Source organism: Nocardia sp. AB354 (assembly GCF_049538315.1).
Taxonomy (GTDB): domain Bacteria; phylum Actinomycetota; class Actinomycetes; order Mycobacteriales; family Mycobacteriaceae; genus Nocardia; species Nocardia nova.
On sequence record NZ_JBMVFU010000034.1, the window covers coordinates 51,314 to 75,658 of the forward strand.

A 24,345-nucleotide genomic window follows, 5' to 3' on the forward strand; every position below is an offset into this window, starting at 1 on the left:
TCACTCCTCGGGAGGTAGGGGAGGCGCGCCGGTTCGAGTGGCGCGCAACATCATCCCGGTGCTGGTCTCCCCGCCGCGGCGGTGCTCGTTCATCAACTCGACGAGCCGTTCGTTGTCGTGGCGGGTCAACGCTTCGATCATCTGGTCGTGTTCGGCCACGACGCGGGCGCGCGCGGCCGGGTCGTACAGGTAGGCGGCGTGGTAGGGCATCGCGAGAGTCCACAGCCGGCGGATCTCGGCGACGACGAGATTCAGTGGGGATCGTTCGAAGATCACGAAGTGGAAGGCGTGGTTGTGCATGCGCATCGCGAGCACGTCACCCTGTTCGGCTGCTTCGACCACCTGGTGCGCGGCGCGGGTGGCTGCTGCGAGAGCGTCGGCGGAAAACGCGGGCAATGACAGCAGCACCTCCCGTTCCAGGGCGGCGCGCATCAGATAGATCTGGTCGAAATCCGACTGCTGCAGCCGCGCGACCGTGTAGCCCACATTCGGTTCGTGTGCCACCAGGCCTTCGGCGGTCAGATGGCGCAGGGCTTCGCGGATCGGCAACCGGCTGACCCCGAGGCGTTCGGCCATGAGCACTTGGCGGATCGGCTGGCCGGGCAGCAACTCCCCGGTCACGATCAGGCGCTCCAGTTCCGCGACCACCCGCCCGGCGGCTGGGCCGACTTCGCGGCTCGTCGGGGCGGGGCTTTCAGTCGGTTTGCTCACGGGTCCCCGAAGATACCAGCCGAGCGCCAGGCGCCGATTCGCTCAGCGGGGTAACCCATCGCGGTCAGCACCGATATGGTGTCGGCGCCACGGGCGACCGCGGGGCGGGGGCGGCGGTGCGGCGACCGGCTGAGCGAGATCGGCACACCGACGCCGCGGTAGTCCGGAGCCTCGATGAACAGGTCGCGGTGACGGGTCTGCGCCGACTGCAGAGCCTCGTCGACGGTGTTCACCGAGCTCGCCGCGACACCGGCCTGCTCCAGCCGGGCGGCGAGTTCGGCGCGGGGCCAGGTCGCGATCCGCTCGCCGAGCAGTGCTACGAGTTCCTCCCGATGTGCGTGCCGCTGGGCGTTCGATGCGAAGCGTGGTTCGTCGGCGAGCTCCGGCACGCCGAGAGTCTTTGTCAGCGAACGGAATTGGCGGTCATTGGCCGCGCTGACGAAGAAGTCGCCGTCGGCGGCCCGGAACACCTGATAGGGGACCACGGTCGGATGGAAATCGCCGGTCCGCTGGGGGACGGATCCGCTGGCGATCCAGTTGGCCGCATGCGGATGCAGGATGGAGATGACCGCGTCCAGCAACGCCATATCAACCAGTTGCCCGTGCCCGCTACGGTCGCGCTCGAGCAGCGCCAGCAGAATGCCGTTCACGGCCAGGTTGGCGGTGACGATATCGACGATCGGCACGCCGACACGCAGGGGGTTGCCGTCGGGATAGCCGTTGATACTCATCAGCCCGCCGAAGGATTGCAGGACCGCGTCGTAGCCGGGAAGTCCACCCATCGGGCCGTCGACGCCGAATCCGGTGATGCGGCAGTAGATCAGTCGCGGATACCGCCGGCTGAGCACGGTGTCGAAGTCGAATCCCCAGCGAGCCATCGTGCCGGCCTTGAAGTTTTCGATGATCACGTCGGCGCCGGCGACGAGGTGGCCGAGGATCTCGCGTCCCTCGGGCGTGCGCAGATCCAGGCAGATGTTGTCCTTGCTGTGGTTGAGGCTGCCGTAGTAGGCGCTGCTCGTACCCGAATCCACGAACGGCGGCCCCCAGCCGCGGGTTTCGTCCCCGCCCGGCGCCTCCACCTTGATGACCTCGGCGCCCTGGTCGGCCAGCATCTGCGCAGTATACGGGCCGGCCAGTACGCGGCTCAGGTCCAAAACACGCAGACCGGTGAGCACGCCGTTGCCGGTGGCGGTGTCGGCGGCACGCCATGCCGCCCGGCCGTCGATGCGCAACTCGTCATCGGCCTCGGCCGGTGCGGGAGGGGTGATGCTCATCGGGAATTCCCTTCTGCGACAGTGGGTTCGCCCGCCGGCTCGGCGCCGACGACGACATCCCACAAGTCCGTGCCCTCGTCGAGGATCTGCCCGGCGAGGACCTCGGACCAGTACTCTTCGGACCCGTAACGGTCCCGCCAGGCCCACAGCGCCGTGGTGAACCGCCCCAGGCTGTGTTCGCTGGTGAATCCGATCGCCCCGTGGATCTGGTGCCCAGCGGCCGCGACTTCGCGAGCCAATGCCGAGGTCACCGCCTTCGCCGCGGCGATCGCTGCGCGGCGCAGGTGCGGGGCGGCCACGGCTGCCTCGGTCGCGGCGGTGGCTGCTGTCCGCATCAGCGCGGCGCGGGCGGCGAGCCCCGCGAGGCGTTGCTGAATGGCTTGGAATTTCGCGAGCGGACGTCCGAACTGGGTGCGTTCGCCGGCGTAGCGCAGGGTTGCCTCGCGCACCGTACCGGCTACGGCGGCCAGGACGACAGCATAGGACAGGGCGCCTCGCTGCTCGAGTTCGTCTGCGCCGATAGGAGATTCGGCAATGAGATCGACGGTTGTCGCGTCGAACCGGTAGTCGTCGAGTGCGGCGCCGAGCAGATCGGTGCCGGGCCGCATCTGCACGCCCGGGGCATCGGTGGCGACGATCGCGATCGACGGGAGCGCGGCCGGGGTCGGCGGCTCGAGCAGGACGACCAAACGGACTGCGTCACGACCGTGCACGACATCGGTGACGATGCCGTCGAGGACGGTGGTGCCGTCCACTTCGCGTGTGCTGCAACGATCATCGGCGATCACCACGGTGCTCGGCTCGGCTGCCGCGGTGCCGGTGCAGTGCGCGAGCAGCGGGCTCGCCAGCAGGGTGTGCTCGATCAGGAGGGTGTTCGCGCCGCGCTCCGCCGCGGCGTGCGCCACCGACAAGGCATCGGCGGATGTGCCGCCGCTTCCGCCCTGAGCTTCAGGGATACCGATCTCGGTGAAGCCCGCGTCGGCCAGTGCGTCCCAGACGGCACGGTCGGGTGCGGCAGCGGGCGTGGTCGTATCGATGCCGATGCGGTCGATCATGGCCGCGACCGCCGCGATCAGTTCGGTATTCGGATAGGTCATCGCAATCCCATTCCGCGCGCGACGATTCCGCGCAAGATCTCGTTCGTGCCGCCGCGCAGCGTGAATGCCGGGGTATGCAGCACACCGGTCGCGAGCAACCGGGCGAAACCGTCACCGCCGCTGCGGCGGGGTTCGATATCCGTGCAGGCGCGAATGGCCTCCACCACATCGCCTTCGAAACTCGAGCCGAGATCCTTGACGATCGCGGCGAGCACATCGGGTTTGCGTCCGGCCGCGAGGTCGGTCGTCACGGCCAGCGACATCCGCCGCAGGGCCCAGGCCTGCGCGGTGAGCGCGCCGAGCGTGGTCCGTTGCCGCGGCGTGGCTCCCGAGCGGCGCAGTTCCTCGGCCCATGCGCGCAGCAGCGGCATGGTCGACAGATAGCGCTCGGGTCCCGAGCGCTCGTAGGCCAACTCGCTCATCACCTGCGCCCATCCCGCGCCACGTTGCCCGAGCAACGTGTCCGCGCCGACGTGCACGTCGTGAAAGACGACCTCGTTGAAGTGCCGGCCGCCGTCGATGCTCTGTAGGGGCCGCACCTCGATGCCGGGCGTGGACAGTTCCACCAGGAACTGGGACAGTCCGCTGTGGCGGTCACCCGGACCACCGTCGGTGCGGGCCAGCAGCACCATGGCATGGGCGACGTGTGCGCCGGTGGTCCACACCTTCGTGCCCGAAATCGTCCACGAGCCGTCGGGACGCTCCACCGCCTTCGTGCGCACGGCGGCCAGATCCGAACCGGCGTCCGGTTCGCTCATACCGATTGCGAAGAACAGCTCACCGGCGGCGATTCCGGGCAGATAGCGCTGCTTCTGCTCCTCGGTGCCGTTGGCGAGGATGCCCGGCGCCATCTGCCGATCGGCGATCCAGTGCGCGGCGACGGGTGCCCCATGGGCCAGCAGTTCCTCGGTGACGACGAAGCGTTCGAGCAGTGAACGGCCGTGTCCCCCATAGCGTTCGGGCATGGTCATACCGAGCCAGCCACGGCGGCCGAGTTCGGCGCTGAATGCGGGATCGAATCCGCTCATCCAGTTGTCGGGCGCCGGGGTGAACACGCCGCTGTCGAGTTGTTCACGCAGGAACGCGCGCACCTCGGCCCGCAGCTGCGCCGCATCGGCGGGACGGACCTGGGACCGGCTGCCGGTGGCGGCGGTCATCGTCCCGGTCCCCGCGACGACCAGGCTCCCTCGCCCTTGCGCGACATCGACCACATCTGCACGCCCCGTTCGATTTCCAGCGCCGAGGCCCAGCTCACCGCGGGCGGCCCGAGTTCCAGGCGAGCACTGGCCATGATGCGCCGAGTCAGCTCGGGGTCCGCCGCCGGCGGGCCGGTGAGCTCCGCGATCCGAGCGTCGAGATCGGCTTCCTCCGCCATCAGGTGCGCGAGCCCGCGCTGCACGGCTTCGGTCCCGGTGAGCGAGTGCCCGCATGCCGCCAGCGCGATGGTGCCCGACCATCCGACCGCGCGGCCCAGCAACGCCAGATGTCCACCGCCCGGATGGATTCCGCGGGCCAGGAAACCGCTGTCGAGCCGGGCCTGCGGGGTGACGGCCATGAGATCGGTGGCGAGTGCGAGATTCAAGCCCGCGCCGACGGCGCCGCCGACCACCCGCGAGATGGTGGGAACCGGCAGTGATCCCACCCGGACGAAGGAGCCGTAGACCGCCGAGGTGCGGCGCACCGCCTCCGGCGAGGCCGGATCGGCCGACGAGGCCGCCAGATCGCGAGTATCGGCACCGCTACAGAAATACGCACCGGCCGCACGCACCACGACCGCCCCGATATCGGTGTCGGTTTCCACGCGCGCGCAGAAGTCGTCGATGAGCGCGGCCATCTCCAGGCTGATCGCATTCTTGCGCCGCGGGTTGTTCAGGGTCACAGTGGCGACCCCGTCGGTGAACTCGGTGCGGACCGGCGGTTCGGACGGGGCGCCGGCGGGAATGTCGGACGTCATGCGGCACACGCTAGCAGATTGGATCCAAAATAAGATCCAATAATGATTGACAATCTCCACCCCGCTCGGCGAGTGTGCAAAGGGCAGGTCGCCATCCCTGCGATGTGGCGGCGGTATCGACGAAAGGTGAACTCGTGTTCGAGTTGGATGGGCGAATCGCCCTGGTGAGTGGGGCGGGACAAAGCGTAGGGGAGGGAATCGCGAAAGTGCTCGCGCGTCAGGGGGCGACGGTCGTGGTGAACGATCTGCACGCCGAGCGCGCCGAGCGGGTGGCAGCGGCCATCGCCGAGGAGGGCAACAAGGCGATCGTCAGGGCATTCGATGTCACCGACTATCAGGCGACGGTCGACGCCGTGCGCTCGGCCGAGGCCGAGCTGGGCGGCCACGTGAACATCCTGGTCAACAATGCCGGGGTCGCCGAGGAACGGGTCACCAAGCCGTTTCGGGAGCTGACCCCGGACCAGTGGCCGCCATCGATCGACCTCAACATCTACGGCGCGATGAACTGCATCAAAGCGGTGATCGACGGGATGTGCGATGCGGGCTGGGGCCGCATCGTGCAGATTTCGTCGGGCAGCGCGCGTACCGGCCAGAACATCAACGTCTCGATGTACGCGACCGGCAAAAGCGGTATCGAAGGATTCATCCGCCATCTCGCCGCCGAGACCGGCCAGTACGGCGTCACGGCCAATATCGTCGCGCTCGGCCTGCAGGCCAACCTCGTCGAGAAGATGGCGCCCGAGTACCTGGAGCGACTGATCGCCGGCATTCCGATCGGACGCCTCGGCGACCCCATCGAGGTCGGCGCGTTCTGTGCGTACCTCGCGTCGAACGAGGCCGGGGGCATGACCGGACAGACCCTGGACTTCAACGGCGGGTCACAGACTCGATGAGCGGCCCGCCCACGGCTCCCGTGACTCTCTCGCTCACCGCGATCCGCGTGACCGATCTTGCTCGGTCCGCGCAGTTCTACGCCGCGTGTGGGTTCGTCGAAGAGACGTCGTTTTCCACCGACACCTTCGACGCGGTGATTCTGCGGGCCGGAACAGCAGGGGTCGAACTCATTGCCCCGCACGGCGACCCGGCGGCGCCCGACCACGGCACGATGTTCACGAAGCTGGTGGTGAACACCGAGGACGTCGCGGGTTTGCTGGCGGCGGCGTGCGCCCACGGCGGCGCCGAGGAGATGCCGGCGACAACTCTCGCTCGATTCGGCGGCCGCACGATCGGCAAGGTCCGCGACCCCGACGGCTACCTCGTCGAGGTCGTCAGCCCCACCGGGGAAACATCCGACCGCTGAGCGGGAAGGCCGGGCGTGACGGTTCCGCACGCCGTCTAGCGTGGCGCCGGTCACGCCCGGACCGGAGAGATGGAGTGCAGGTGACGATGAGCTGGGACAGTACCTATGACGTTGTGGTTGTGGGATCGGGTGGCGCCGCGCTGGCGGGCGCCTTGGCCGCGACGCACCGTGGGCTGTCGGTGTGTGTGATCGAGAAGACCGATCGCTTCGGAGGCACGTCCGCGTATTCCGGTGGGAGCGTGTGGCTTCCGGGCAACCACGTGCTGGAACGGCAGGGAGTCGACGATTCCGTAGAGAAGGGACTGACGTACTTCTCGGCACTGGTCGGGGACCGCACGCGCTCCGAGGTGCAGCGCGCGTATCTGGAGACCGGCCCGGTCGTCGCCGATTTTCTGGAAAACACCGTCGGAATCCCGCTCGAGCATCGCCCATTCCCCGACTATTTCGACGCACCGGGGCGAAGTGCCAACGGGCGCAGCATCTTCGCCCATCCGATCTCGGCCGAGAAGGTCGGCGACCGGCTGAACGACATCCGGCCGATGGTGCCGGCCGACCAGTTCGGGATCGACATCGATCGGTCGATGCTCGACGGTGGCCAGGCCTGGATCGCCCGAATGATCCTTGCCCTGGATGCCTCCGGCCGCGCCGAGTTGACGTTGTCGACCCGTGTCACTGCTCTCGTCCAGGACGATGACGGTCGGGTCACAGGCGTCGTCGCGACCGGTCCGGACGGCGACCAGACCCGCATTCAGGCGCGAGCCGGGGTGCTGTTGGCGGCCGGCGGTTTCGAGCGTGCGCCGCAATTGCGGGCGAAGTGGCAGGACATGCCGACCGCCGACTGGAGTTCCTCACACCCCGACACCGGTTCCGGAGACGCGCTCACGCTGGCCGAATCCGCTGGTGCCGCCACAGATCTGCTCGATCAGTCGTGGTGGTGCCCGGCCACGTTGTTCCCCAACGGGCACGCCGCGTTCACACTCGGCGTGCGGGCCGGAATCATCGTCGACAGCACCGGGCAGCGCTTCGCGAACGAGATGCTGCCGTACGACCGGATGGGCCGGGCGATGCGCGAGCGGATGCAACTCGGGCACGGCGACGCCTTCTGGTTCGTGTTCGACAACAAATTCGGTGATGACCTGCCCGCCATCTGTGTCCCGGCCCCCGGCCGAGAGGAGCTGACGGCCGCGGGACTGTGGCACACGGCCGGCGACATCGCCGAACTCGCCGCTGCCATCGGCGTGGATTCCGCGGCATTGGCGTCCACGGTGCGCCGGTTCAACGAATTCGCCGAACGTGGACGGGACGAAGATTTCGGCCGCGGAGAGGATCCGTTCGGCCGGTTCTTCGTCGGCGCGACAACACCGCAACCGTGCCTGCGCCCCCTCGACGGATCCCAGCTGCATGCAGTGCGCCTGGTGCTGGGCGACCTCGGCACCAAGGGCGGAGCCGTCATCACCACGGAAGGCGCTGTCGAGCGCCCGGACGGGACGCTCGTCCCAGGCCTGTATGCCGCCGGAAACTCCGCTGCCTCGGTGGCCGGGCCGGTCTATCCCGGGCCAGGTGTGCCGCTGGGCTCCGGCATGGTCATGGCCTATCGTGCCGTGGCCGATATGGCCGACCGGCTCGACGGCGCGGAGTCGACCGCTTCCTGACCAGTGGCGGGAGCTCGCCACTCCTGGGTGGCCGCCCAACGCCGACGCCTTGGGTGTCGACGCGCGTCGGCTGGCGGTGCTCGGCGACAGCGCGGGCGGGGGGCTTGCGGCCGGAGTCGCGTTGCTGGCCCGCGACCGCGGCGGCCCGGCGTTACTGGCCCAGGTCCTGGTGTATCCAGGGCTCGATCGAGACATGGGCGCCGCGTCGATCGTGTCGATGCCGGACGCGCCGATGTTGTTGCGCGATGACATCGATTATCTGCACGAACTGGCCGACAGCGGCAGTTCGGATCCGCTCGATCGCTACCGAATCCCTTCCTATGCAACAGATTTGACGGGCCTTCCGCAGGCGATCGTCGTCACCGCCGAGTGTGACCCCATCCGGGTCTGGGCCGAGCGCTATGCGTTCCGGTTACGTGATGCTCGCGTGCAGACCACGGTCACGCGGTATCCGGGAGTGCTCCACGGGTTCTTGATGCGGCCGGAGAATTCGGCCCGTGCGATGCCGGCTGCCGCCGAGATCGGCGCTCTGCTTCGCGTCGAATTCGATTGTCTGCTGCCGTTCCGGTGATCGCGCCTCAGTGCGACGCCAGGTCGGCGGCGACGCAGCGGTCCCAAATCTCGCGCGCTGCTACCCGGACCGGACCGACCAGCTTGCGGTAGTCGAGAGCGGTCACCGACGCACAGACGGAGATCCCGGCGAGGTTGCCGTAAATATGGTCGGCCGGGCCGATGGATACCCCCACACAGCCGAGCCCCGCGAAAGCTTCTCCACGATCGAACGCGGCACCGCGCTCCCGGACGGCCGCAAGTTCCTCCTTCAGCCGGGCATCGGAGGTGATGCTCTGCGCGGTGCGCCGCACGAGTTCACCAGTAGCCGTGTGCTGCAGGGTTTGCACGATGTAGGGATTGCTCGTCGTCTCGCTGAATGCGATCTGTGCCTTGCCCACGGCGGTCAGATGGGCGGGCACTCGCTGTCCCACCGCGGTCGGGGTGGGTCCCGACGCGCGTCCGTTGACCTTGGCGAGGTAGACGGTGTCACCGTGGTCGACCACACCCAGCTGGATGGTGAACCCGGTTTGCTGAGCGAACGCCTGCATTACCGGGCGTGCCCCTTGCAGCAGACGATTCTGATTCAGGGCAGCCTGTCCCATTTCGTAGGCTTTGACGCCGAGTTCGTAGGTTTGTTCGGGTGAGCGCGCGAGCCAACCCGCGCTTGCGAGCTGTTCGAGCAGCCGGTGCACCGATGATCGGGGCAGACCGGTGCGGGAGGTCACCTGGGACAGGGTCAGCGGCCCTACTCCATTGAAAGTTTCCAGCACCAGCGATACCCGCTCGACCACCGACACCGGGACCCCGGCAGTGCTTGTTGTTCTCACCAGACCTCCCACCAGCCACGTCGCTGTGATGCTCGCCACGGTACTACCACGTGCATGTGCACGTCGAACAGCCCATGACGAGCGCGGGCCCGACGATCGCACGGATACGGGATCGGCATCGAACCACCTTCCCGATGAGCGAGAAATCGCGCCTTTCGGACGATTTTCGCGGCATAGCCTTCCGTGGCCCGGGTCTCGGACCCGGGCGCGTAGTGCTGACCACAACCAGGAGTGCGAATGTCCACGCAGACGAGTACCGATGCGGCGGAGGCTACGGCGGAAACTCGCACCGCCCGGGTCCGGATCGCCGAGATCGTCGAAGAGACCGCCCACGCGCGTTCGTTCGTTGTCGAACCGCTGGCCGGCACGATGACAACGAACTATCGCCCGGGGCAATTTCTCACCGTCCGGGTTCCGGATATCGGTACCGGCTCGGCGCGGTGCTATTCCCTGTCGAGTTCGCCGCATACCGACTCGGCGATGAAGTTCACCGTCAAACGGGTCATGGGCGGCCACGGGTCGAATTGGCTCTGTGACACGGTGCGCATCGGTGACGAACTGGAGGTGCTCCCGCCGGCCGGCACTTTCGTACCGGGCTCCCTCGACGACTCCGTGGTCCTGGTGGCGGGCGGCAGCGGGATCACGCCCGTCATCGCGATCGCGAAATCGATCCTGGTCGGGGGTGCGGGTGACGTGGTCCTCGTCTACGCCAATCGCGACCAGGATTCGGTCATCTTCGCGGCGGAACTGCGTGAGCTGGAAAGCCGTTTCCCCGAACGGTTTTCGGTGATCCACATATTGGAGTCGGTGCAGGGCTACCCGAGTCGCCGGGCGCTGTCGATACTGCTGCGCCCGCTGCGCGACCGGTCGGTCTACATCTGCGGTCCGACACCGCTGATGGACCTCACCGCCGACGTATGCGCGGAAGCGGGATTCCCTGCCACTCGCGTGCACTCCGAGCGCTTCCTGTCCCTACAGCGCGATCCCTTCGCGGCCGATGTTCCGGACGAGTCGGCCGGCTCCGGCGAGGTCGTCTGTCAGGTGCGCGTGTCGATCGACGGTGCCGACCATCAGGTGCCGTGGAGGGCCGGGCGCACACTCCTCGATGCCTTGCTCGCGGCCGGGATCGAGGCGCCGTATTCGTGCCGCGAGGGGGCGTGCAGCGCCTGCGTTTGTTCACTGACCGAGGGGCGGGTGAACCTGGCGCACAACGAGATTCTGACCGACGACGACCTCGCCGAGGGCTACATCCTGGCGTGTCAGGCCGAACCGGTGAGCGACGAAATTTCGATCGAATACTGACCGAAGGCGGGGCCGGCTCGGCGTTCTCTACGGATCGAGGCAAAAACCGTCCCATTCAGCAGGAGACCCACGTCACACCCTCGCTGCCGCCTGCGACGCTGATCCCACCGCGAAAGGTTGCCTACTCGCAACCGTCTGACCAGGAGGTATCGTGAATTCCGCGATCGACGCCAAAGACAAGATCCGCGTGATCGACAGCGGTGTACCGCCGCAGCGATTCGCTCGCGGCTGGCACTGTCTGGGGCTGGTCCGCCACTTCGACGACGGGCAGCCGCACCAGATCTCGGCTTTCGGCACCGAACTGGTCGTATTCCGCGGTGAGGATGGAAAACTCAACGTGCTCAACGCCTTCTGCCCGCACATGGGTGGAAATCTGGCGCGAGGCACGGTGAAGGGGAATGACATCGCCTGTCCGTTCCACGACTGGCGCTGGCGCGGCGACGGCAAGTGCGCGGGCATTCCCTATGCGCGGCGGGTTCCGCCGCTGGCGCGGACCAAGGCGTGGCCGACCAGGGAGATCAGCGGCCAGCTGTTCGTCTGGAACGACCCGCAGGGCCGCACACCGCCCGCCGAGCTCGAGGTGCCGGAGGTGCCGACCTATGGCGATCCGGGCTGGACGGACTGGGTCTGGAACCACGTGGACGTAGAAGGCTCGCACTGTCGCGAGATCGTCGACAACGTCGTCGACATGGCTCACTTCTTCTACGTCCACTACGGCATGCCGACGTATTTCCGCAACGTGTTCGAGGGACACACCGCGAACCAGCTGATGCGTTCACGGCCCCGCGCCGATGCCGTCGGAGTCAGTCAGAGTACCAACTACAGCCTCGAAAGCCAGTCGGACGCAACGTATTACGGACCGTCCTACATGGTGGACAAATTGTGGAGCGGAGGTGTGGATCCGGACAGCGATCCGAATATCTACCTCATCAACTGCCACTACCCCGTGACCCCGACCTCGTTCCGGTTGCAGTACGGGGTGATGGTGCGCAAGCCGGTCGGAATGGACGACGAGGCCGCCGACCAGATCGCGGCCGCGGTCGCCAAGGGCGTGGCGATCGGCTTCGAGCAGGACGTCGAGATCTGGAAGAACAAGGCGCGCATCGACAATCCACTGCTGTGTGAGGAGGACGGGCCGGTCTATCAGCTGCGCCGCTGGTACGAACAGTTCTACGTCGACATCGAGGACATCAAGCCGGAAATGGTCAACCGATTCGAATTCGAGATCGATACCGAACGCGCACTGCAGAACTGGCAGGCCGAGGTGGACGCCAACCTCGCCGCCGGGCGCAGTGCCATCGCCCCCAAGTTGTCGTCCGGCCGCTCGGAAGCGGTTACCGGTTCCTGACCCCGATTCAGCCCTTCCAGCTTCGACCAGGAGTACCTCAGATGTCCTACGCAGTGCTCGACAACATCATCGCGATCGCCGACGAAATCCGCGCCGGCGCCGAAGAAGGGGAGTCGCTCGGCCGGCTGCCCGACGATATGGCCAAGGGCCTCAAAGACGCCGGGCTGATCCGGCTGTTGCAGCGCAAGAAGTACAACGGTTTCGAGGCACATCCGCGGGTGTTCGCCGAAACCGTGATGAAGACCGCCGGTATCTACGGTTCCGCCGGCTGGGTCGGCGGCATCGTCGGAGTGCATCCGTGGCAGTTGGCCTTCGCCGATCCGAAGGTGCAGGAGGAGGTCCTCGGCGCCGACGGTGACACGTGGCAGGCGTCGCCGTATATGCCCGGAGGCGTGGCGGTGCCTCGCGACGGCGGCTATGTCCTCAACGGCCGGTGGCAGTTCTCCTCCGGCACCGATCACTGCGACTGGATCTTCCTCGGCGCGTTGGTCGGAGGCGACGACGGCAAGCCCTTGATGCCGCCACAGGGCCTGCATGTGATCCTGCCCCGGTCGGACTACGAGATCGTCGCGGACTCCTGGGATGTCGTCGGACTGCGTGGCACCGGCAGCAAGGACATCATCGTCAAGGACGCGTTCGTTCCGGACTACCGGGTGATGGATTCGGCGAAGGTCATCGACGGCACCGCGGCCAAGGAGTACGGGGTCACCGAGACGCTGTACAAGATGCCGTGGTCCACCATGTTCCCGCTGGGCATCACGTCGGCGACGATCGGTATCTGCGAGGGACTGCTGGCGGCCGGGATCGAGTATCAGCGCGACCGGGTCGGTGCGGCAGGCACGCTCGTCAAGGACGATCCCTATGTGCTGCACGCACTTGCGGAATCCGCGTCCGAGATCGACGCCGCCCGCCAGCAGCTGCTGGCCAACGTCGACCGCATCTACGACATGGTGGATCTCGGCGAGGAGATCGACTTCGAGACTCGGGCCAGGGTGCGGCGGGACCAGGTACGTGCTGCCTGGCGCGCCGTTCGTGCCGCCGACGAGATTTTCGACAGGGCCGGCGGCAACGCCCTTCGTATGGACAAGCCGCTGCAGCGGTTCTGGCGGGATGCACATGCCGGCCTCCATCACGCGATCCACGTCAGCAGCACCACCTATCACGCGGCGGCGATGGCCTCCCTGGGAGTCGAGGTGCCGCAGGGCCCGCTTCGCGTGATGATCTGATTCGTTCCCGAAAGGAACACCCTGCACCGATGACCGAAATCGAGGGACTCGGATACGTCCGAGTCCTCGCCACCGATATCGACCGCTGGCGCGAAGTGGGTTTCGAGGTACTGGGATTGGATGCGGTAGGACGCGCCTACGACCAGGTGATGGCCCGCGACTTCCCGGTGTCCTCGACAATGGGCGGCACACCAACGACAAGATGGTCTCGTTCTACGTGCGGGTGCCCGGCGGCTGGGATATCGAGTACGGCACCGGCGGGGTACTGGTCGACGAAACCTACTACACCGCCGAGGAGATCACCGCCGACAGCTACTGGGGCCACGAATGGATGTGGGCCCGGCAGCTGAAGCAGGCGCAGCAGGCCGAAGCGCAACAGGCGACCGCCGTCGTCTGACCAGCCGCGACCGGCGTTCGCCGGTCGAAGTCGCACAACTCGATCCCACTCAGCGGTGTTGCGGGCCCGGCCGGACCGCTGGGTGGGAACGCGTCGTTTCCGGGGGAAGTTCGCCACTTACGGTGTGGCTCAATCGATCACCTCATCGAGGGAAGTGAATCCAGTGACAAATCAAGACAGCGAATTCGACGCCGTGGTCGTCGGGGCGGGGATCTCCGGGCTCTACGCGGTGTACAAACTGCGCGGCCGCGGCATGCGCGTGCACGGCTTCGAATCCGCCGAGGGTGTGGGCGGAACGTGGTACCACAACCGATACCCGGGTGCGCGCTGCGATGTCGAAAGTATCGACTACTCATACTCTTTCGACGACGAACTGCAACAGGAGTGGACCTGGTCGGAACGGTTCGCCACGCAGGCGGAGATCCTGCGCTATCTCGAGCACGTCGCCGACCGGCACGATCTGCGCTCGGCCTACGACTTCCTGACGCGAGTGACCGCGACCGTCTACGACGAGCAGGCCCAGCGCTGGACCATCTTTACCGACACCGGCCGCACCGTGACCGCGCGCTTCTGCATTCTGGCGACCGGAGTGTTGTCGGCGACGAACAAGCCTGACATCCCGGGCCGCGACACCTTCGCCGGGGAGAGCTACCACACCGGCGAATGGCCGCACGATCCGGTCGATTTCACGGGTAAGCGGATCGGCGTCATCGGCACCGGCTCCTCGGGCATTCAGGCCATCCCGGTGCTCGCCGAGCAGGCCGAACACCTGTATGTCTTCCAGCGCACCCCGAACTATTCGATTCCGGCGGGCAATCGGCCGCTGGACCCGGACTTCGTGGCCGAGGTGAAGGCCAACTACGCCGAACGGCGGCGACTGTCGCGCCGCAGCGGTGGCGGCACCCCCAACAGCCCGCACCCGAAGGGGGCACTCGAGGTCGACGCCGCGGAGCGGACCAGGATCTACGACGAGTGGTGGCAGCGCGGGGGTTATCTGTTCGCCAAGGCCTTCCCGGACCAGACGACGAGCCTGGCCGCCAACGACACCGCGCGCGAGTACGTCGAGGCGAAGATCCGCGAGATGGTGCGCGATCCGCAGGTCGCCGATCAACTCATCCCGAACGACCATCCCATCGGCACCAAGCGGATCGTCACCGACGACGGCTACTTCCACACCTACAACCGCGACAACGTCACCCTGGTGAATCTACGCACCACCCCTATCGCCGAGATCACCGAGACCGGCGTGCGCACCGCGGAGGCGTCCTACGACCTCGACGTGCTGATCTTCGCCACCGGTTTCGACGCGATGACGGGTTCTTTGTCGCGCATCGATATCCGGGGCCGCGGCGGGCGTGAACTGCGCGAGGAGTGGGCGGCGGGACCGCGCACCTACCTCGGGCTGGCCATGGCCGGATTCCCGAACATGTTCGTTCTCGCCGGGCCCGGAAGTCCCAGCGTGCTGGCCAATATGGTGTTGATGGCCGAACAGCACGTCGACTGGATCAGCGACTGCCTGGACTACCTCGATGAGCATGGTTTCACCACGATCGAGGCCGATGAGGAATCGGTCGGCGAATGGGTGACCGAGTGCAACGAGGTCGCCGCGCGCACGTTGTTCCCCACTGCCAACTCCTGGTACATGGGCGCCAACATTCCCGGCAAGCCTCGCGTTTTCATGCCCTACATCGGCGGTTTCGGCAAATACAACGAGATCTGCGCGGAGGTCGCCGCGGCCGGCTACAAGGGCTTCGACCTGAGCGGCGCTCCGGCCCCGGCCGCCTCCTGATTCCGGTCACAACCTCGCGAACGGTGTGAGCGTGCCGTCGCGTACCCATCGAACGAAGTAAGGACGTGGTCCCAATGGGCGGACAACGACGGTCCGACCTGCATCCCGATGTCGAGGCGATGCTGTCGGCACTGGAATCGTTTCCGGATGTCACCGAGCACGACCCCGCCGAATTGCGCGAGATCATCGTGTCCCGGCGGGCTCCGCTGACACATATGCCCGCCATGCGTCTGGCGGAGGACCGGGTGATCGCGGGACCGGGTGGAGACCTGGCGCTGCGCCTGTACGTGCCGGAAATTCATGTGCCGAAACTGCTTCCGGTAGTCGTGTTCGCCCACGGCGGTGGTTTCGTCTTCTGCGATCTCGACAGTCATGACGAGTTCTGCCGATCGATGGCGCAAGCCGTCGGTGTCGCCGTGGTGTCGGTGGACTATCGGCGTGCTCCCGAGCACCCCGGCCCCGCGGCGATGGAGGACATGTACGCGGCGGTGCAGTGGGCCGCCGCCCATGCCGGCGAATTCGGCGGTGACGCAACTCGACTCGTTGTCGCCGGTGACAGCGCGGGCGGCAATCTGGCGGCGACGGTGAGCCTGGCCGCGCGCGATCGCGGCGGTCCGCGTATCGCGGGGCAGGTCCTGCTCTATCCGGTGATCGACGACGATTTCGGCACCGAGTCCTACCGGCGCTACGGCGAGGGGTACTACAACACCACCACGGCCATGCGCTGGTACTGGCAGCAGTACGCGCCGCACGGCACCGACAGTCCGTACCTGGTGCCCAGCCGGGCCGAGTCCCTGGCCGGATTGCCGCCGGCGGTGGTCGCCACCGCCGAATTGGATCCGCCGTGCTCGGCCGGTGAGGATTACGCCCGCCGTCTCGCCGACGCCGGTGTCGCGGTGACCACCCACCGCTTCGACGGGCTGTTCCACGGATTTCTGACCTTCCCGAGCCTGTCGCTGACCGAGCCTGCGCGTCAGCAACTTTGGCACATGATGCGTGAGCTTCTCGCCTCGGCGAGCGTCCCCGATTCACTGTCCCATTGAGCGGAAGCAGTGGCCGAGCGTGACGGTCCGTCGGCTCACGATGGATCGCGGGTGTGAACCCGGACACAGCGAATGCGGAAGGTAAGCATGACACAGCGACTCAGTGGCAAGAAGGCCCTGGTCACCGGCAGTAGCCGCGGAATCGGACGGGCGATCGCGCAGCGTCTGGCGGCGGAGGGCGCGACGGTGGTGGTCACCGCGCGCTCGCATGCGCCGAGCCCCTCGGTGCGTGAGGGCGCAACCCATCTGCTGGCCGGTTCGCTGGACGAAACCGTGCAGTTGATCGAGGCCGCGGGTGGCCGCGCGGTGGCGATTCCGACCGACCTGGAGGACGCCGGGCAACGCGGCGGACTCGTCGACAAGGTCGTCACGGAACTCGGCGGCATCGACATCCTGGTCAACAACGCCGGTTTCGCCGATTACAGCTCGATCGAGCAGATGAGCGACGCGACGTTCCACCGGACTGTGCAGCACTATCTCGAAGTGCCGTTCGTACTCAGCCGCGCGGCGATTCCCCATCTGCGCAAACAGGGGGCCGGCTGGATCGTCAACATCGGTTCCTCGACCGGACTGAATCCGATCCGGCCGTTCCGGGAGTACAACAAGACCTCCGGCGATGTCGTCTACGCATCGGCCAAGGCCGCACTGCACCGCTTCACCCAAGGCCTGGCGGCGGAGTTGCTCGACGACGGGATCGCCGTCAACGCGGTCGGCCCGTCGACGGCGATCATGACTCCCGGTGCGTCTGCACTGCTGCCCGAGGGGTACGAGACCGAGCCGGTGGAATACCTGGCGCAAACCGTGCTCGAGATGTGCACGGTGCCGGCGGCCGACCGCACCGGCCTGGTGGCCTTCAGCCTGCATTACCCGTTTGCGACGCACACTCCAGTGATGTCGCTCGATGGTGGCACCGAATTGCCACGGCGAGAACCACCTTCGTGGGCGAACCCCAATATTCTGCCGGAGGGCGTGTGATGACCACGACCGCCCGGGAACGATTCTCGCGAGGCACCGCAGTGGTGACCGGCGCGGCGGCCGGTATCGGCCGTGGCCTGGCCCAGCATCTGGGCGGCCTCGGTATGACCGTGGTCGTCGCCGATATCGACGCCGGCCGTGCCGCGGAGGTCGCGGCCGCGATCGTCGCCGAGGGCGGCAAGGCCGAAGGGTACGGGGTGGACGTGGCCGACTTGGCCGCGGTCGACGCCATGGCGTCCGCGATCTTCGACCGGCACGGCAGCGTCGAACTGCTGATCAACAACGCCGGGGTCGAGTCCCCGGGACTGCTGTGGGAGATCGACCCGGCCCGGTGGCGGCGCGTGATGCAGATCAACGTCGACGGCGTCTTCTACTGCCTGAAATCCTTTGTGCCGCATATGATCCGAGTGGGATCGCCATCGTGCATCGCGAACCTGTCCTCGGTGGGCGGCCTCAACACCGTCGCCGTGCAATCGCCCTACATCGTGAGCAAGTTCGCGGTGCAGGCGATGACGGAATGCCTGCATCAGGATCTGTCGATCATCGGCGCACCGATCCAGGTCAGTGCCGTGGTGCCGCACTCGATCCGCAGCGAGATCTTCCTCGCCGCCCAGCGCGAGGCACCTACCTCCGACCCCACCGCCAACGCCGTGTTCGCCGCGATGCAGCGCGACAACGTCGACAAGGGACTCGACCCGCTCGCCGCCGCCGAGCACATGGTCGAGCAGATCGCCCGCGGGCAGTTCTGGGTCTTCTCCGACGACGAGATGTGCGCGGCCTCGGCGACCAGGCGTGGCGAACAACTGCTGAATCTGCGCCCGCCCGCGAATCCACGAGACATGCTCGCCCGGATGGGCGTGCCACTCCCGGAAGGTAACTCATGACAGACACCATCGTCACCGGCGTCGCAGCCTCCTCCAACGCCACCGATCGACAGGCCGCTCTCCACCGGGCGATCGACGAGTGCGAGGTGGCGCCGCTGCTCATGTCGATGGTGCACGTAACCGGTGACCTGGGACTGCTCGACGAATTCGGGCCGCGCCTGACGATCGAGGAGCCGGGCAATCACTACCGCACCGGCACGCGTCCGACGGTCCCGCCGGGCACCTACCCCGACGACGTCGCCGCGGACATCCGTGCCCGCGCGCGCGAGGTCTTGACGCCGGATTCGGTTGCAGCCCTGGATATCCCGGACGACGAGCTGTTCCAGCGGATGGCGACGATCTGCACCGCGCAGCGGGTGGACGACGAATTCGTGCCGATCCTGCTGGAACAGGCCGGATTCACCAAGGATCGGCGCCATGTCCCGGTGACGGTCACCCCGCCCGCGGACTTCGACGTCGTCGTGATCGGCGCCGGGATCGTCGGTATCAACGCCGGAATCAAGTTGGCGGAAGCGGGTTTTCCGTTCACCATCTTCGAGGAGCGCGACGATATCGGCGGCACCTGGCAGCGCAACACCTATCCCGGCGCGGCTGTCGACACCCCGAGTCACTACTACTCCTACTCGTTCGAGCTGAACCCGAACTGGTCGCGGTATTACCCGACCGGACCGGAATATCAGGAATATCTGCTCGGTGTAGTCGAGAAATACCGGCTGCGCGAGCACATCCGATTCGGCACCCGCGTCCGATCGGCCACCTGGCTGGAGCAAGAGAACCGCTGGGAGGTCGTCACCGAGGATCGCGACGGTGAGCTGACCCACCACCGCGCCCGCGCTGTGATCACCGCGCTCGGCATGCTCAATGCCCCCAACATTCCGGATGTGCCGGGTATGGACACCTTCGCCGGGATGCTCGTGCACACCGCCGAATGGGATACCGAGATCGATCTGCGCGGCAAGCGCGTGGTCGTTCTCGGTACCGGCTGCACCTCGGTGCAGGTCGTAGCGAGCATCGTCGACGAGGTCGACACCCTTGACGTGGTCGTGCGCAGTCCGCACTGGCTGGTCCCGGAGAAGACGGTCGGCGGCGACGTCCCGGCCGGCGAGAAGTGGGCGATGGCCCATCTGCCCTTCTACGACAAGTGGTTCCGGCTGCGCACCTACTGGTTCGCCTCCGACAACCTGTACCCGCTGCCGCGTATCGACAAGGGATGGGCGGCCACCCACCTGTCCGCATCGCCGGCCAACGACATGGTCCTGCGCACCGCGCAGGAGTATCTGCGCAACAGCTTCCCGGACCGGCCGGATATGGTCGAAAAGCTGACTCCCGATTTCCGCCCCTACGCGAAGCGGATCGTCAAAGACCCCGGATTCTTCAAAGCGCTGAACCGCGACCACGTGCAACTGCACAGGGCCTCGTTCGAGCGAATCACACCCGACGGTGTCGTGACCACCGAGGGCACCGTCATACCCGCCGACGTGATCATCCTCGCGACCGGATTCGAACTGCAGTTCACCACCACGATCGACATCGCCGGCCGCGACGGTGCGACGCTGGCGCAGATCTGGAAAGGCGGCGAGGACCCGCGGGCGTACCTGGGAGTGCAGGTTTCCGGATTCCCGAACCTGTTCATCACCGCCGGGCCGAACTCCGCGCCCAATCACGGTGCGGGACACAACATCACCGGTGAGGAGCAGGTCCACTACATCATCGAGTGCCTGCAGTACTTGCTCGAGAACGACCACGCCGCGATGGATGTCGAGCAGCGGGCGCAGGACGCGTACAACGAGCGCGTCGACGAGGCGCTCGACGAGACCGTATGGGTGCACCCCGGCGCGCAGGTCAACGGGTACTACCGCAATTCCGCGGGGCGTGCGGTCGTGCCGTGCCCGTGGCGGCTCGTCGACTACTGGACCATGCTGCGCGCCCCGCACCCCGAGGATCTGACCTTCCTGCCGCACCGAAAGGCATTGTCGTGACCGCGAATTCGATTCCCGAAGTTCTCGCCCCGGCTCGGCTGGGCCCGGTGACGCTGCGCAACCGAACCATCAAATCCGCGACCTTCGAGCACATGGCCCCGGGTGCGCTGGTCAGCGATCAGCTCATCGAATTCCACCGGCAGGTCGCCGCCGGGGGAGTCGGGATGACGACGGTCGCCTATTGCGCGGTGGCGCCGGAAGGTCGTACCGAGGCCGATCAGCTCTGGATGCGCGACGAGGCGATACCCGGCCTGCGCCGGCTCACCGACGCCGTTCACGCCGAGGGGGCGGCGGCGTCGGCCCAGATCGGTCACGCCGGGCCGGTGGCGAACGCCAAATCCAACGGCTACCCGGCGTTGTGCGCGTCGCGGCGGATCAGCCCGATGGGCCCGCAGGTCACCCATGCCGCGACACTCGCCGATATCGCCCGGATCCGCACCGCCCACGGCACCGCGACCCGGCTGGCGATCGAATCGGGATTCGACGCCGTCGAAATCCACTTCGGGCACAACTATTTCGCGAGTTCGTTCCTGAGTCCGGCCCTGAACCGGCGCAAGGATTCCTACGGCGGCTCCCTGCGCAATCGCGCCCGCCTCGTTCGCGAGGTCGCCGCCGAGGTGCGTGAGGCCGCCGGGGACCGGATCGCGGTACTGGCCAAACTGAACATGGACGACGGTGTGCCGGGCGGGTTCTGGCTCGACGAGGCAATCCAGGTCGCGCAGTGGCTGGAAGCCGACGCCAGTCTGGACGCCATCGAACTCACCATCGGCAGTTCGCTGCTCAATCCGATGTATCTGTTCAAAGGCGAGGCCCCGCTGAACGAATTCGCCGCGGTCATGTCGCCGCTGATGCGGTTAGGCGTGAAGATCGCGGGCAAATTCTTCCTGCACGACTATCCGTACGAAGATCTGTTCATGCTCGACGCGGCGCGCCAGATTCGGGCGAACGTGTCGATGCCGCTCGTGTTGCTGGGCGGCATCACGGATAAGGCCGCTATGGACACCGCGATGGCCGAGGGATTCGAATTCGTCGCGATGGCTCGTGCCCTGCTGCGCGAGCCGGATCTGATCAACCGGATCGCGAAGGATCACGAGACGAAGTCGTTGTGCATCCATTGCAACAAGTGCATGCCGACGATCTTCTACGACACGCACTGCGTATTGGCCACACCGCAAGCGGCCGGGAGTGCGCTGTGACGGCCGGGGCGCTCTAGTCGGCCCCAGCTTCGGGGCCGCGCGATGACCATGCGTCCGCTCGACTGCGAGCAGTGCGGCCAGCGCGTGCTGATCGAGAAATTCAGTGCGGCGCACACGTCTGTCCAGTGGACCGGCGAGGCCGGACGATGCCCGATGATCGCGGCCCAGGGCCGGGGTGTGGGGCATCAGGAACGCGGCTGCGATGTCCTGCGTCGCCGGATCGACCGCGCGGTGCGCGAACACGCCCTGCCGGAATCCAGAATTCAACTGCCGACCGGTGACGATATCCCGCGGCTGCACTGAGAAACGCGCGCCGGGTGAGCCCGCGACTACGCGGGCGCACCCGGCCTGAGCGCTTACGAGACGGAGTCCGATTCTGCTGCGGGCAGCGCCTGTTTGCACCATGCCAGCTCGGCTTCGCCGAGAGTGCCGAGTTCCATGGCACGTCGGCACCACTCGGGAACGAGCCGGACGAATTCGGCGGGATCGTAGATATCTTCCTCTTTGGAAAACTTTCCATTCCCGGCGTAGGTGAGAATGCTGATGTTGTCGGCGCCCATCTTCGAGCCGTCACCCGGATCGCGCATCAGATTGTTCAGCTTCACCACGATCACGCCGTTGACCTCGTCGATCAGATGCCAATAAGCGGGAAAAGATGTCATCGCGGAGCCCGGAAACTGCGCGAGGGTCGGCTCGGCCCACGCCCAGATGGCGTCGGGCCCTTTCAGAACTCCGACCATTTGCTCATGATATTCGGCGTCGGGAGTGAACAGGTCGACGAATTCGCGCCAGCTGCCCGTGCCCGAGGCCGCGCGAGCGACCGTCGCATGCCAGGTCCGAAACGCCGATTCCAGTTCTTCTCTGCTCCACGTGTTACTCATGTCCGGACGCTAACCGGGCACCGGACGGTGCGGCAGAAGCCGTTTCCGCTCAGCGGAATTCGCGCGCTCTCCCACTGAATGGAAGACCACCTTCGGCTGCCGTTCGCGCGAATCTAGGTTGGGACAATCCGTCCCCACCCCTGAGAGTGGAGTTCCGAATAATGGCGAAGAAGCCGATGCCCCCGCTCACTACCGCCCACGAGGTGTCCGTCGATCTGCTCGTCGTCGGTTCCGGCACCGGTATGGCCGCGGCGCTGGCGGCCCACGAACAGGGGTTGTCGAGTGTGATCGTCGAGAAGACCGCTTACGTGGGTGGTTCGACCGCGCGGTCCGGTGGTGCGTTCTGGATTCCGGGCAACTCCAGCCTCCCGGATTCGGACCCTGCTCTGGCCGAGGCGCACGCCTATCTGCGGTCGGTAGTCGGTGATACCGCACCTGCCGAGCGAGGGCAGGCTTTCCTCGATGCCGGTGCCGCGGCGGTCGAGATGCTCGAGCGGACCACGCCGATGCGATTCTTCTGGGCGAAGGGCTATTCGGACTACCACCCGGAGGAGCCGGGCGGTCGGGCAGAGGGCCGGACGTGTGAATGCCGCCCGTTCGACGCCTCGATCCTGGGTGAGCAGCGTCCGCGCCTGCGCCCCGGCGTCATGGAGGCACCGGTGCCGATGCCGGTCACCGGCGCGGACTACAAGTGGATGAATCTTGTTGCGCGCAAACCGATCAAGGCGTTCTCGCGCATTCTGCGGCGGGCGGCCCTCGGTATCGGCGGCATGGTGATCGGACGCGAATATCTGGCCGGGGGACAGGCTTTGGCAGCGGGTCTGTTCGCGGGCGTGCTGCGAGCGGGAATTCCGGTGTGGACCGAGACCAGCCTGGTCCGGCTGATTCGTGACGGCGACCGGGTCGCCGGCGCGGTGGTGCGCCAAGGTGATCGTGAGGTCACGGTGACCGCGCGGCGAGGGGTGGTGCTGGCCGCCGGAGGCTTCGACCACGATATGGCCGCGCGGTACAAGTTCCAGTCGCCGCGGCTCGACGCCGACGCCAGTCTGGGATCCGAGGGCAACACCGGTGACGCCATCACTGCGGCGCAGGAACTCGGTGCCGGGACCGCACTGATGGATCAGGCATGGTGGTTCCCCGCTTTCGCGCCACTGCCCGGCGCGGCGCCGCTGGTCATGCTCGCCGAACGCTCGCTGCCGGGCTCGTTCGTCGTCGACCAGACCGGCCGGCGCTTCGTGAACGAGGCGATGGACTACATGTCGTTCGGACAGGCCCTGCTGTCGCGGGAGCGGCGAGGAGATCCGGCCGAACAGATGTGGCTGGTATTCGATCAGCGCTACCGCAACAATTACATCCTTGCCGGACAGTACTTTCCCCGCCAGCCCCTTCCGCAGGCCTGGTTCGAGTCCGGTATCGCCCACCGTGCCGACGATCCCGCTGCACTCGCGCGGGCTATCGGGGTACCCGAGGACGCGTTCACCGAGACCTTCCAGAATATGAACCGCTACGCCGAGACCGGAACCGATCCGGAATTCGCGCGCGGGGCAAGCGCCTACGACCGTTATTACGGCGATCCCACCGTTTCGCCGAACCCGAATCTGGCACCGCTGCGGAAAGCCCCGTACTACGCGGTCAAGATGATTCTCAGCGATCTGGGCACCTGCGGTGGGGTGGTCGCCGACCAGGACGCGCGGGTCCTGCGTGAAGACGGCGGCGTCATCGAAGGGCTGTACGCGATCGGCAACACCGCCGCGAACGCCTTCGGCGCCAGCTATCCCGGAGCCGGGGCGACCATCGGCCAGGGGCTGGTCTTCGGGTACATCGCCGCGCGCCACGCCGCGCAGGAGACGACCGAGCCGGCCTAGACGACAATGGTTCGCTGAAAAGCGCTCCACTCCAACGCATATCGATGAAAACGATCGGCGCCGGCAGCCGGCACGGGCCGCCGTCGGCCGATC

21 protein-coding genes and 2 pseudogenes are annotated in these 24,345 nt (G+C 66.8%); 16 read left to right on the forward strand and 7 right to left on the reverse strand.

Annotated features, from left to right (window positions below; translation table 11 throughout):
- The 5 genes from ACPCUW_RS32420 to ACPCUW_RS32440 are packed head-to-tail and all read right to left on the reverse strand — an operon-like array spanning position 1 to position 5,036.
- Positions 1-711 carry a GntR family transcriptional regulator gene (locus ACPCUW_RS32420; protein ID WP_423429049.1) on the reverse strand — a complete coding sequence of 237 codons (711 nt, stop codon included), beginning with the start codon at positions 709-711 and terminating at the stop codon, positions 1-3.
- Entirely contained in the window at positions 708-1,985 is a 1,278-nt protein-coding gene (locus ACPCUW_RS32425) for a CaiB/BaiF CoA transferase family protein (protein ID WP_423429051.1), read from the reverse strand. Before ACPCUW_RS32425 ends, ACPCUW_RS32420 begins: the two co-directional genes overlap by 4 nt.
- Positions 1,982-3,082, reverse strand: coding sequence for an acyl-CoA dehydrogenase family protein (locus tag ACPCUW_RS32430; RefSeq protein WP_423429053.1), 1,101 nt, complete (start codon positions 3,080-3,082; stop codon positions 1,982-1,984). Before ACPCUW_RS32430 ends, ACPCUW_RS32425 begins: the two co-directional genes overlap by 4 nt.
- Complete coding sequence (locus tag ACPCUW_RS32435; RefSeq protein ID WP_423429055.1) at positions 3,079-4,239, reverse strand: acyl-CoA dehydrogenase family protein; 1,161 nt, start codon at positions 4,237-4,239, stop codon at positions 3,079-3,081. The genes ACPCUW_RS32430 and ACPCUW_RS32435 overlap by 4 nt, the downstream gene beginning before the upstream one ends.
- On the reverse strand, positions 4,236-5,036 hold the full coding sequence (locus tag ACPCUW_RS32440; RefSeq protein WP_423429057.1) for an enoyl-CoA hydratase-related protein: 801 nt from the start codon (positions 5,034-5,036) through the stop codon (positions 4,236-4,238). The genes ACPCUW_RS32435 and ACPCUW_RS32440 overlap by 4 nt, the downstream gene beginning before the upstream one ends.
- Before the next feature lie 134 nt (positions 5,037-5,170).
- Between ACPCUW_RS32440 and ACPCUW_RS32445 the strand changes: the two genes are divergently transcribed.
- The 4 genes and pseudogenes from ACPCUW_RS32445 to ACPCUW_RS32460 all read left to right on the forward strand — a co-directional run.
- The gene (locus tag ACPCUW_RS32445) at positions 5,171-5,929 is read left to right on the forward strand and encodes an SDR family NAD(P)-dependent oxidoreductase (protein ID WP_423429084.1); all 759 of its coding nucleotides are present in this window, start codon (positions 5,171-5,173) and stop codon (positions 5,927-5,929) included.
- On the forward strand, positions 5,926-6,336 hold the full coding sequence (locus ACPCUW_RS32450; protein WP_423429059.1) for a VOC family protein: 411 nt from the start codon (positions 5,926-5,928) through the stop codon (positions 6,334-6,336). The genes ACPCUW_RS32445 and ACPCUW_RS32450 overlap by 4 nt, the downstream gene beginning before the upstream one ends.
- Before the next feature lie 86 nt (positions 6,337-6,422).
- A complete protein-coding gene (locus ACPCUW_RS32455) occupies positions 6,423-7,988 on the forward strand; it encodes an FAD-dependent oxidoreductase (protein WP_423429061.1) in 1,566 nt (521 codons plus the stop codon).
- A pseudogene (locus ACPCUW_RS32460) lies at positions 7,966-8,559 on the forward strand (alpha/beta hydrolase fold domain-containing protein); the annotation flags it as partial. The gene ACPCUW_RS32455 and the pseudogene ACPCUW_RS32460, both read left to right, overlap by 23 nt.
- Before the next feature lie 7 nt (positions 8,560-8,566).
- Here ACPCUW_RS32460 and ACPCUW_RS32465 read toward each other — a convergent pair.
- On the reverse strand, positions 8,567-9,367 hold the full coding sequence (locus tag ACPCUW_RS32465; RefSeq protein ID WP_423429063.1) for an IclR family transcriptional regulator: 801 nt from the start codon (positions 9,365-9,367) through the stop codon (positions 8,567-8,569).
- Positions 9,368-9,604: 237 nt separating this feature from the next.
- On the opposite strand from ACPCUW_RS32465, the gene ACPCUW_RS32470 reads away from it, so the two are divergent.
- From ACPCUW_RS32470 to ACPCUW_RS32520, 11 genes and pseudogenes are all read left to right on the forward strand, one after another.
- On the forward strand, positions 9,605-10,669 hold the full coding sequence (locus tag ACPCUW_RS32470; RefSeq protein ID WP_423429065.1) for a 2Fe-2S iron-sulfur cluster-binding protein: 1,065 nt from the start codon (positions 9,605-9,607) through the stop codon (positions 10,667-10,669).
- 151 nt (positions 10,670-10,820) lie between these two features.
- On the forward strand, positions 10,821-12,017 hold the full coding sequence (locus ACPCUW_RS32475) for a Rieske 2Fe-2S domain-containing protein (RefSeq protein ID WP_423429067.1): 1,197 nt from the start codon (positions 10,821-10,823) through the stop codon (positions 12,015-12,017).
- Between the two features lie 41 nt (positions 12,018-12,058).
- Positions 12,059-13,243, forward strand: coding sequence for an acyl-CoA dehydrogenase family protein (locus ACPCUW_RS32480; RefSeq protein ID WP_423429068.1), 1,185 nt, complete (start codon positions 12,059-12,061; stop codon positions 13,241-13,243).
- A gap of 20 nt (positions 13,244-13,263) precedes the next feature.
- Positions 13,264-13,640 (forward strand): annotated as a pseudogene (locus tag ACPCUW_RS32485) (VOC family protein); the annotation flags it as partial.
- A gap of 163 nt (positions 13,641-13,803) precedes the next feature.
- Entirely contained in the window at positions 13,804-15,429 is a 1,626-nt protein-coding gene (locus ACPCUW_RS32490) for a flavin-containing monooxygenase (RefSeq protein WP_423429069.1), read from the forward strand.
- Between the two features lie 74 nt (positions 15,430-15,503).
- Positions 15,504-16,472 (forward strand): alpha/beta hydrolase, encoded by a 969-nt coding sequence (locus ACPCUW_RS32495; protein WP_423429071.1) that lies wholly within the window; start codon positions 15,504-15,506, stop codon positions 16,470-16,472.
- 87 nt (positions 16,473-16,559) lie between these two features.
- Positions 16,560-17,447, forward strand: coding sequence for an SDR family NAD(P)-dependent oxidoreductase (locus ACPCUW_RS32500; RefSeq protein WP_423429072.1), 888 nt, complete (start codon positions 16,560-16,562; stop codon positions 17,445-17,447).
- A complete protein-coding gene (locus tag ACPCUW_RS32505) occupies positions 17,447-18,331 on the forward strand; it encodes an SDR family NAD(P)-dependent oxidoreductase (protein WP_423429073.1) in 885 nt (294 codons plus the stop codon). Before ACPCUW_RS32500 ends, ACPCUW_RS32505 begins: the two co-directional genes overlap by 1 nt.
- Positions 18,328-20,310 carry a flavin-containing monooxygenase gene (locus ACPCUW_RS32510; RefSeq protein WP_423429074.1) on the forward strand — a complete coding sequence of 661 codons (1,983 nt, stop codon included), beginning with the start codon at positions 18,328-18,330 and terminating at the stop codon, positions 20,308-20,310. Before ACPCUW_RS32505 ends, ACPCUW_RS32510 begins: the two co-directional genes overlap by 4 nt.
- Positions 20,307-21,506, forward strand: a complete 1,200-nt coding sequence (locus ACPCUW_RS32515; RefSeq protein ID WP_423429076.1) for an NADH:flavin oxidoreductase — start codon at positions 20,307-20,309, stop codon at positions 21,504-21,506. Before ACPCUW_RS32510 ends, ACPCUW_RS32515 begins: the two co-directional genes overlap by 4 nt.
- 42 nt (positions 21,507-21,548) lie before the next feature.
- On the forward strand, positions 21,549-21,809 hold the full coding sequence (locus ACPCUW_RS32520; RefSeq protein ID WP_423429078.1) for a hypothetical protein: 261 nt from the start codon (positions 21,549-21,551) through the stop codon (positions 21,807-21,809).
- Positions 21,810-21,862: 53 nt separating this feature from the next.
- Here the strand turns inward: ACPCUW_RS32520 and ACPCUW_RS32525 are convergent, their stop codons facing one another.
- A complete protein-coding gene (locus tag ACPCUW_RS32525) occupies positions 21,863-22,387 on the reverse strand; it encodes a nuclear transport factor 2 family protein (RefSeq protein WP_423429079.1) in 525 nt (174 codons plus the stop codon).
- A 161-nt stretch (positions 22,388-22,548) separates the two neighbouring features.
- Here ACPCUW_RS32525 and ACPCUW_RS32530 point away from each other — a divergent pair, with 161 nt between their 5' ends.
- Positions 22,549-24,252 carry a 3-ketosteroid-delta-1-dehydrogenase gene (locus tag ACPCUW_RS32530; RefSeq protein WP_423429081.1) on the forward strand — a complete coding sequence of 568 codons (1,704 nt, stop codon included), beginning with the start codon at positions 22,549-22,551 and terminating at the stop codon, positions 24,250-24,252.
- Positions 24,253-24,345 lie beyond the last annotated feature (93 nt).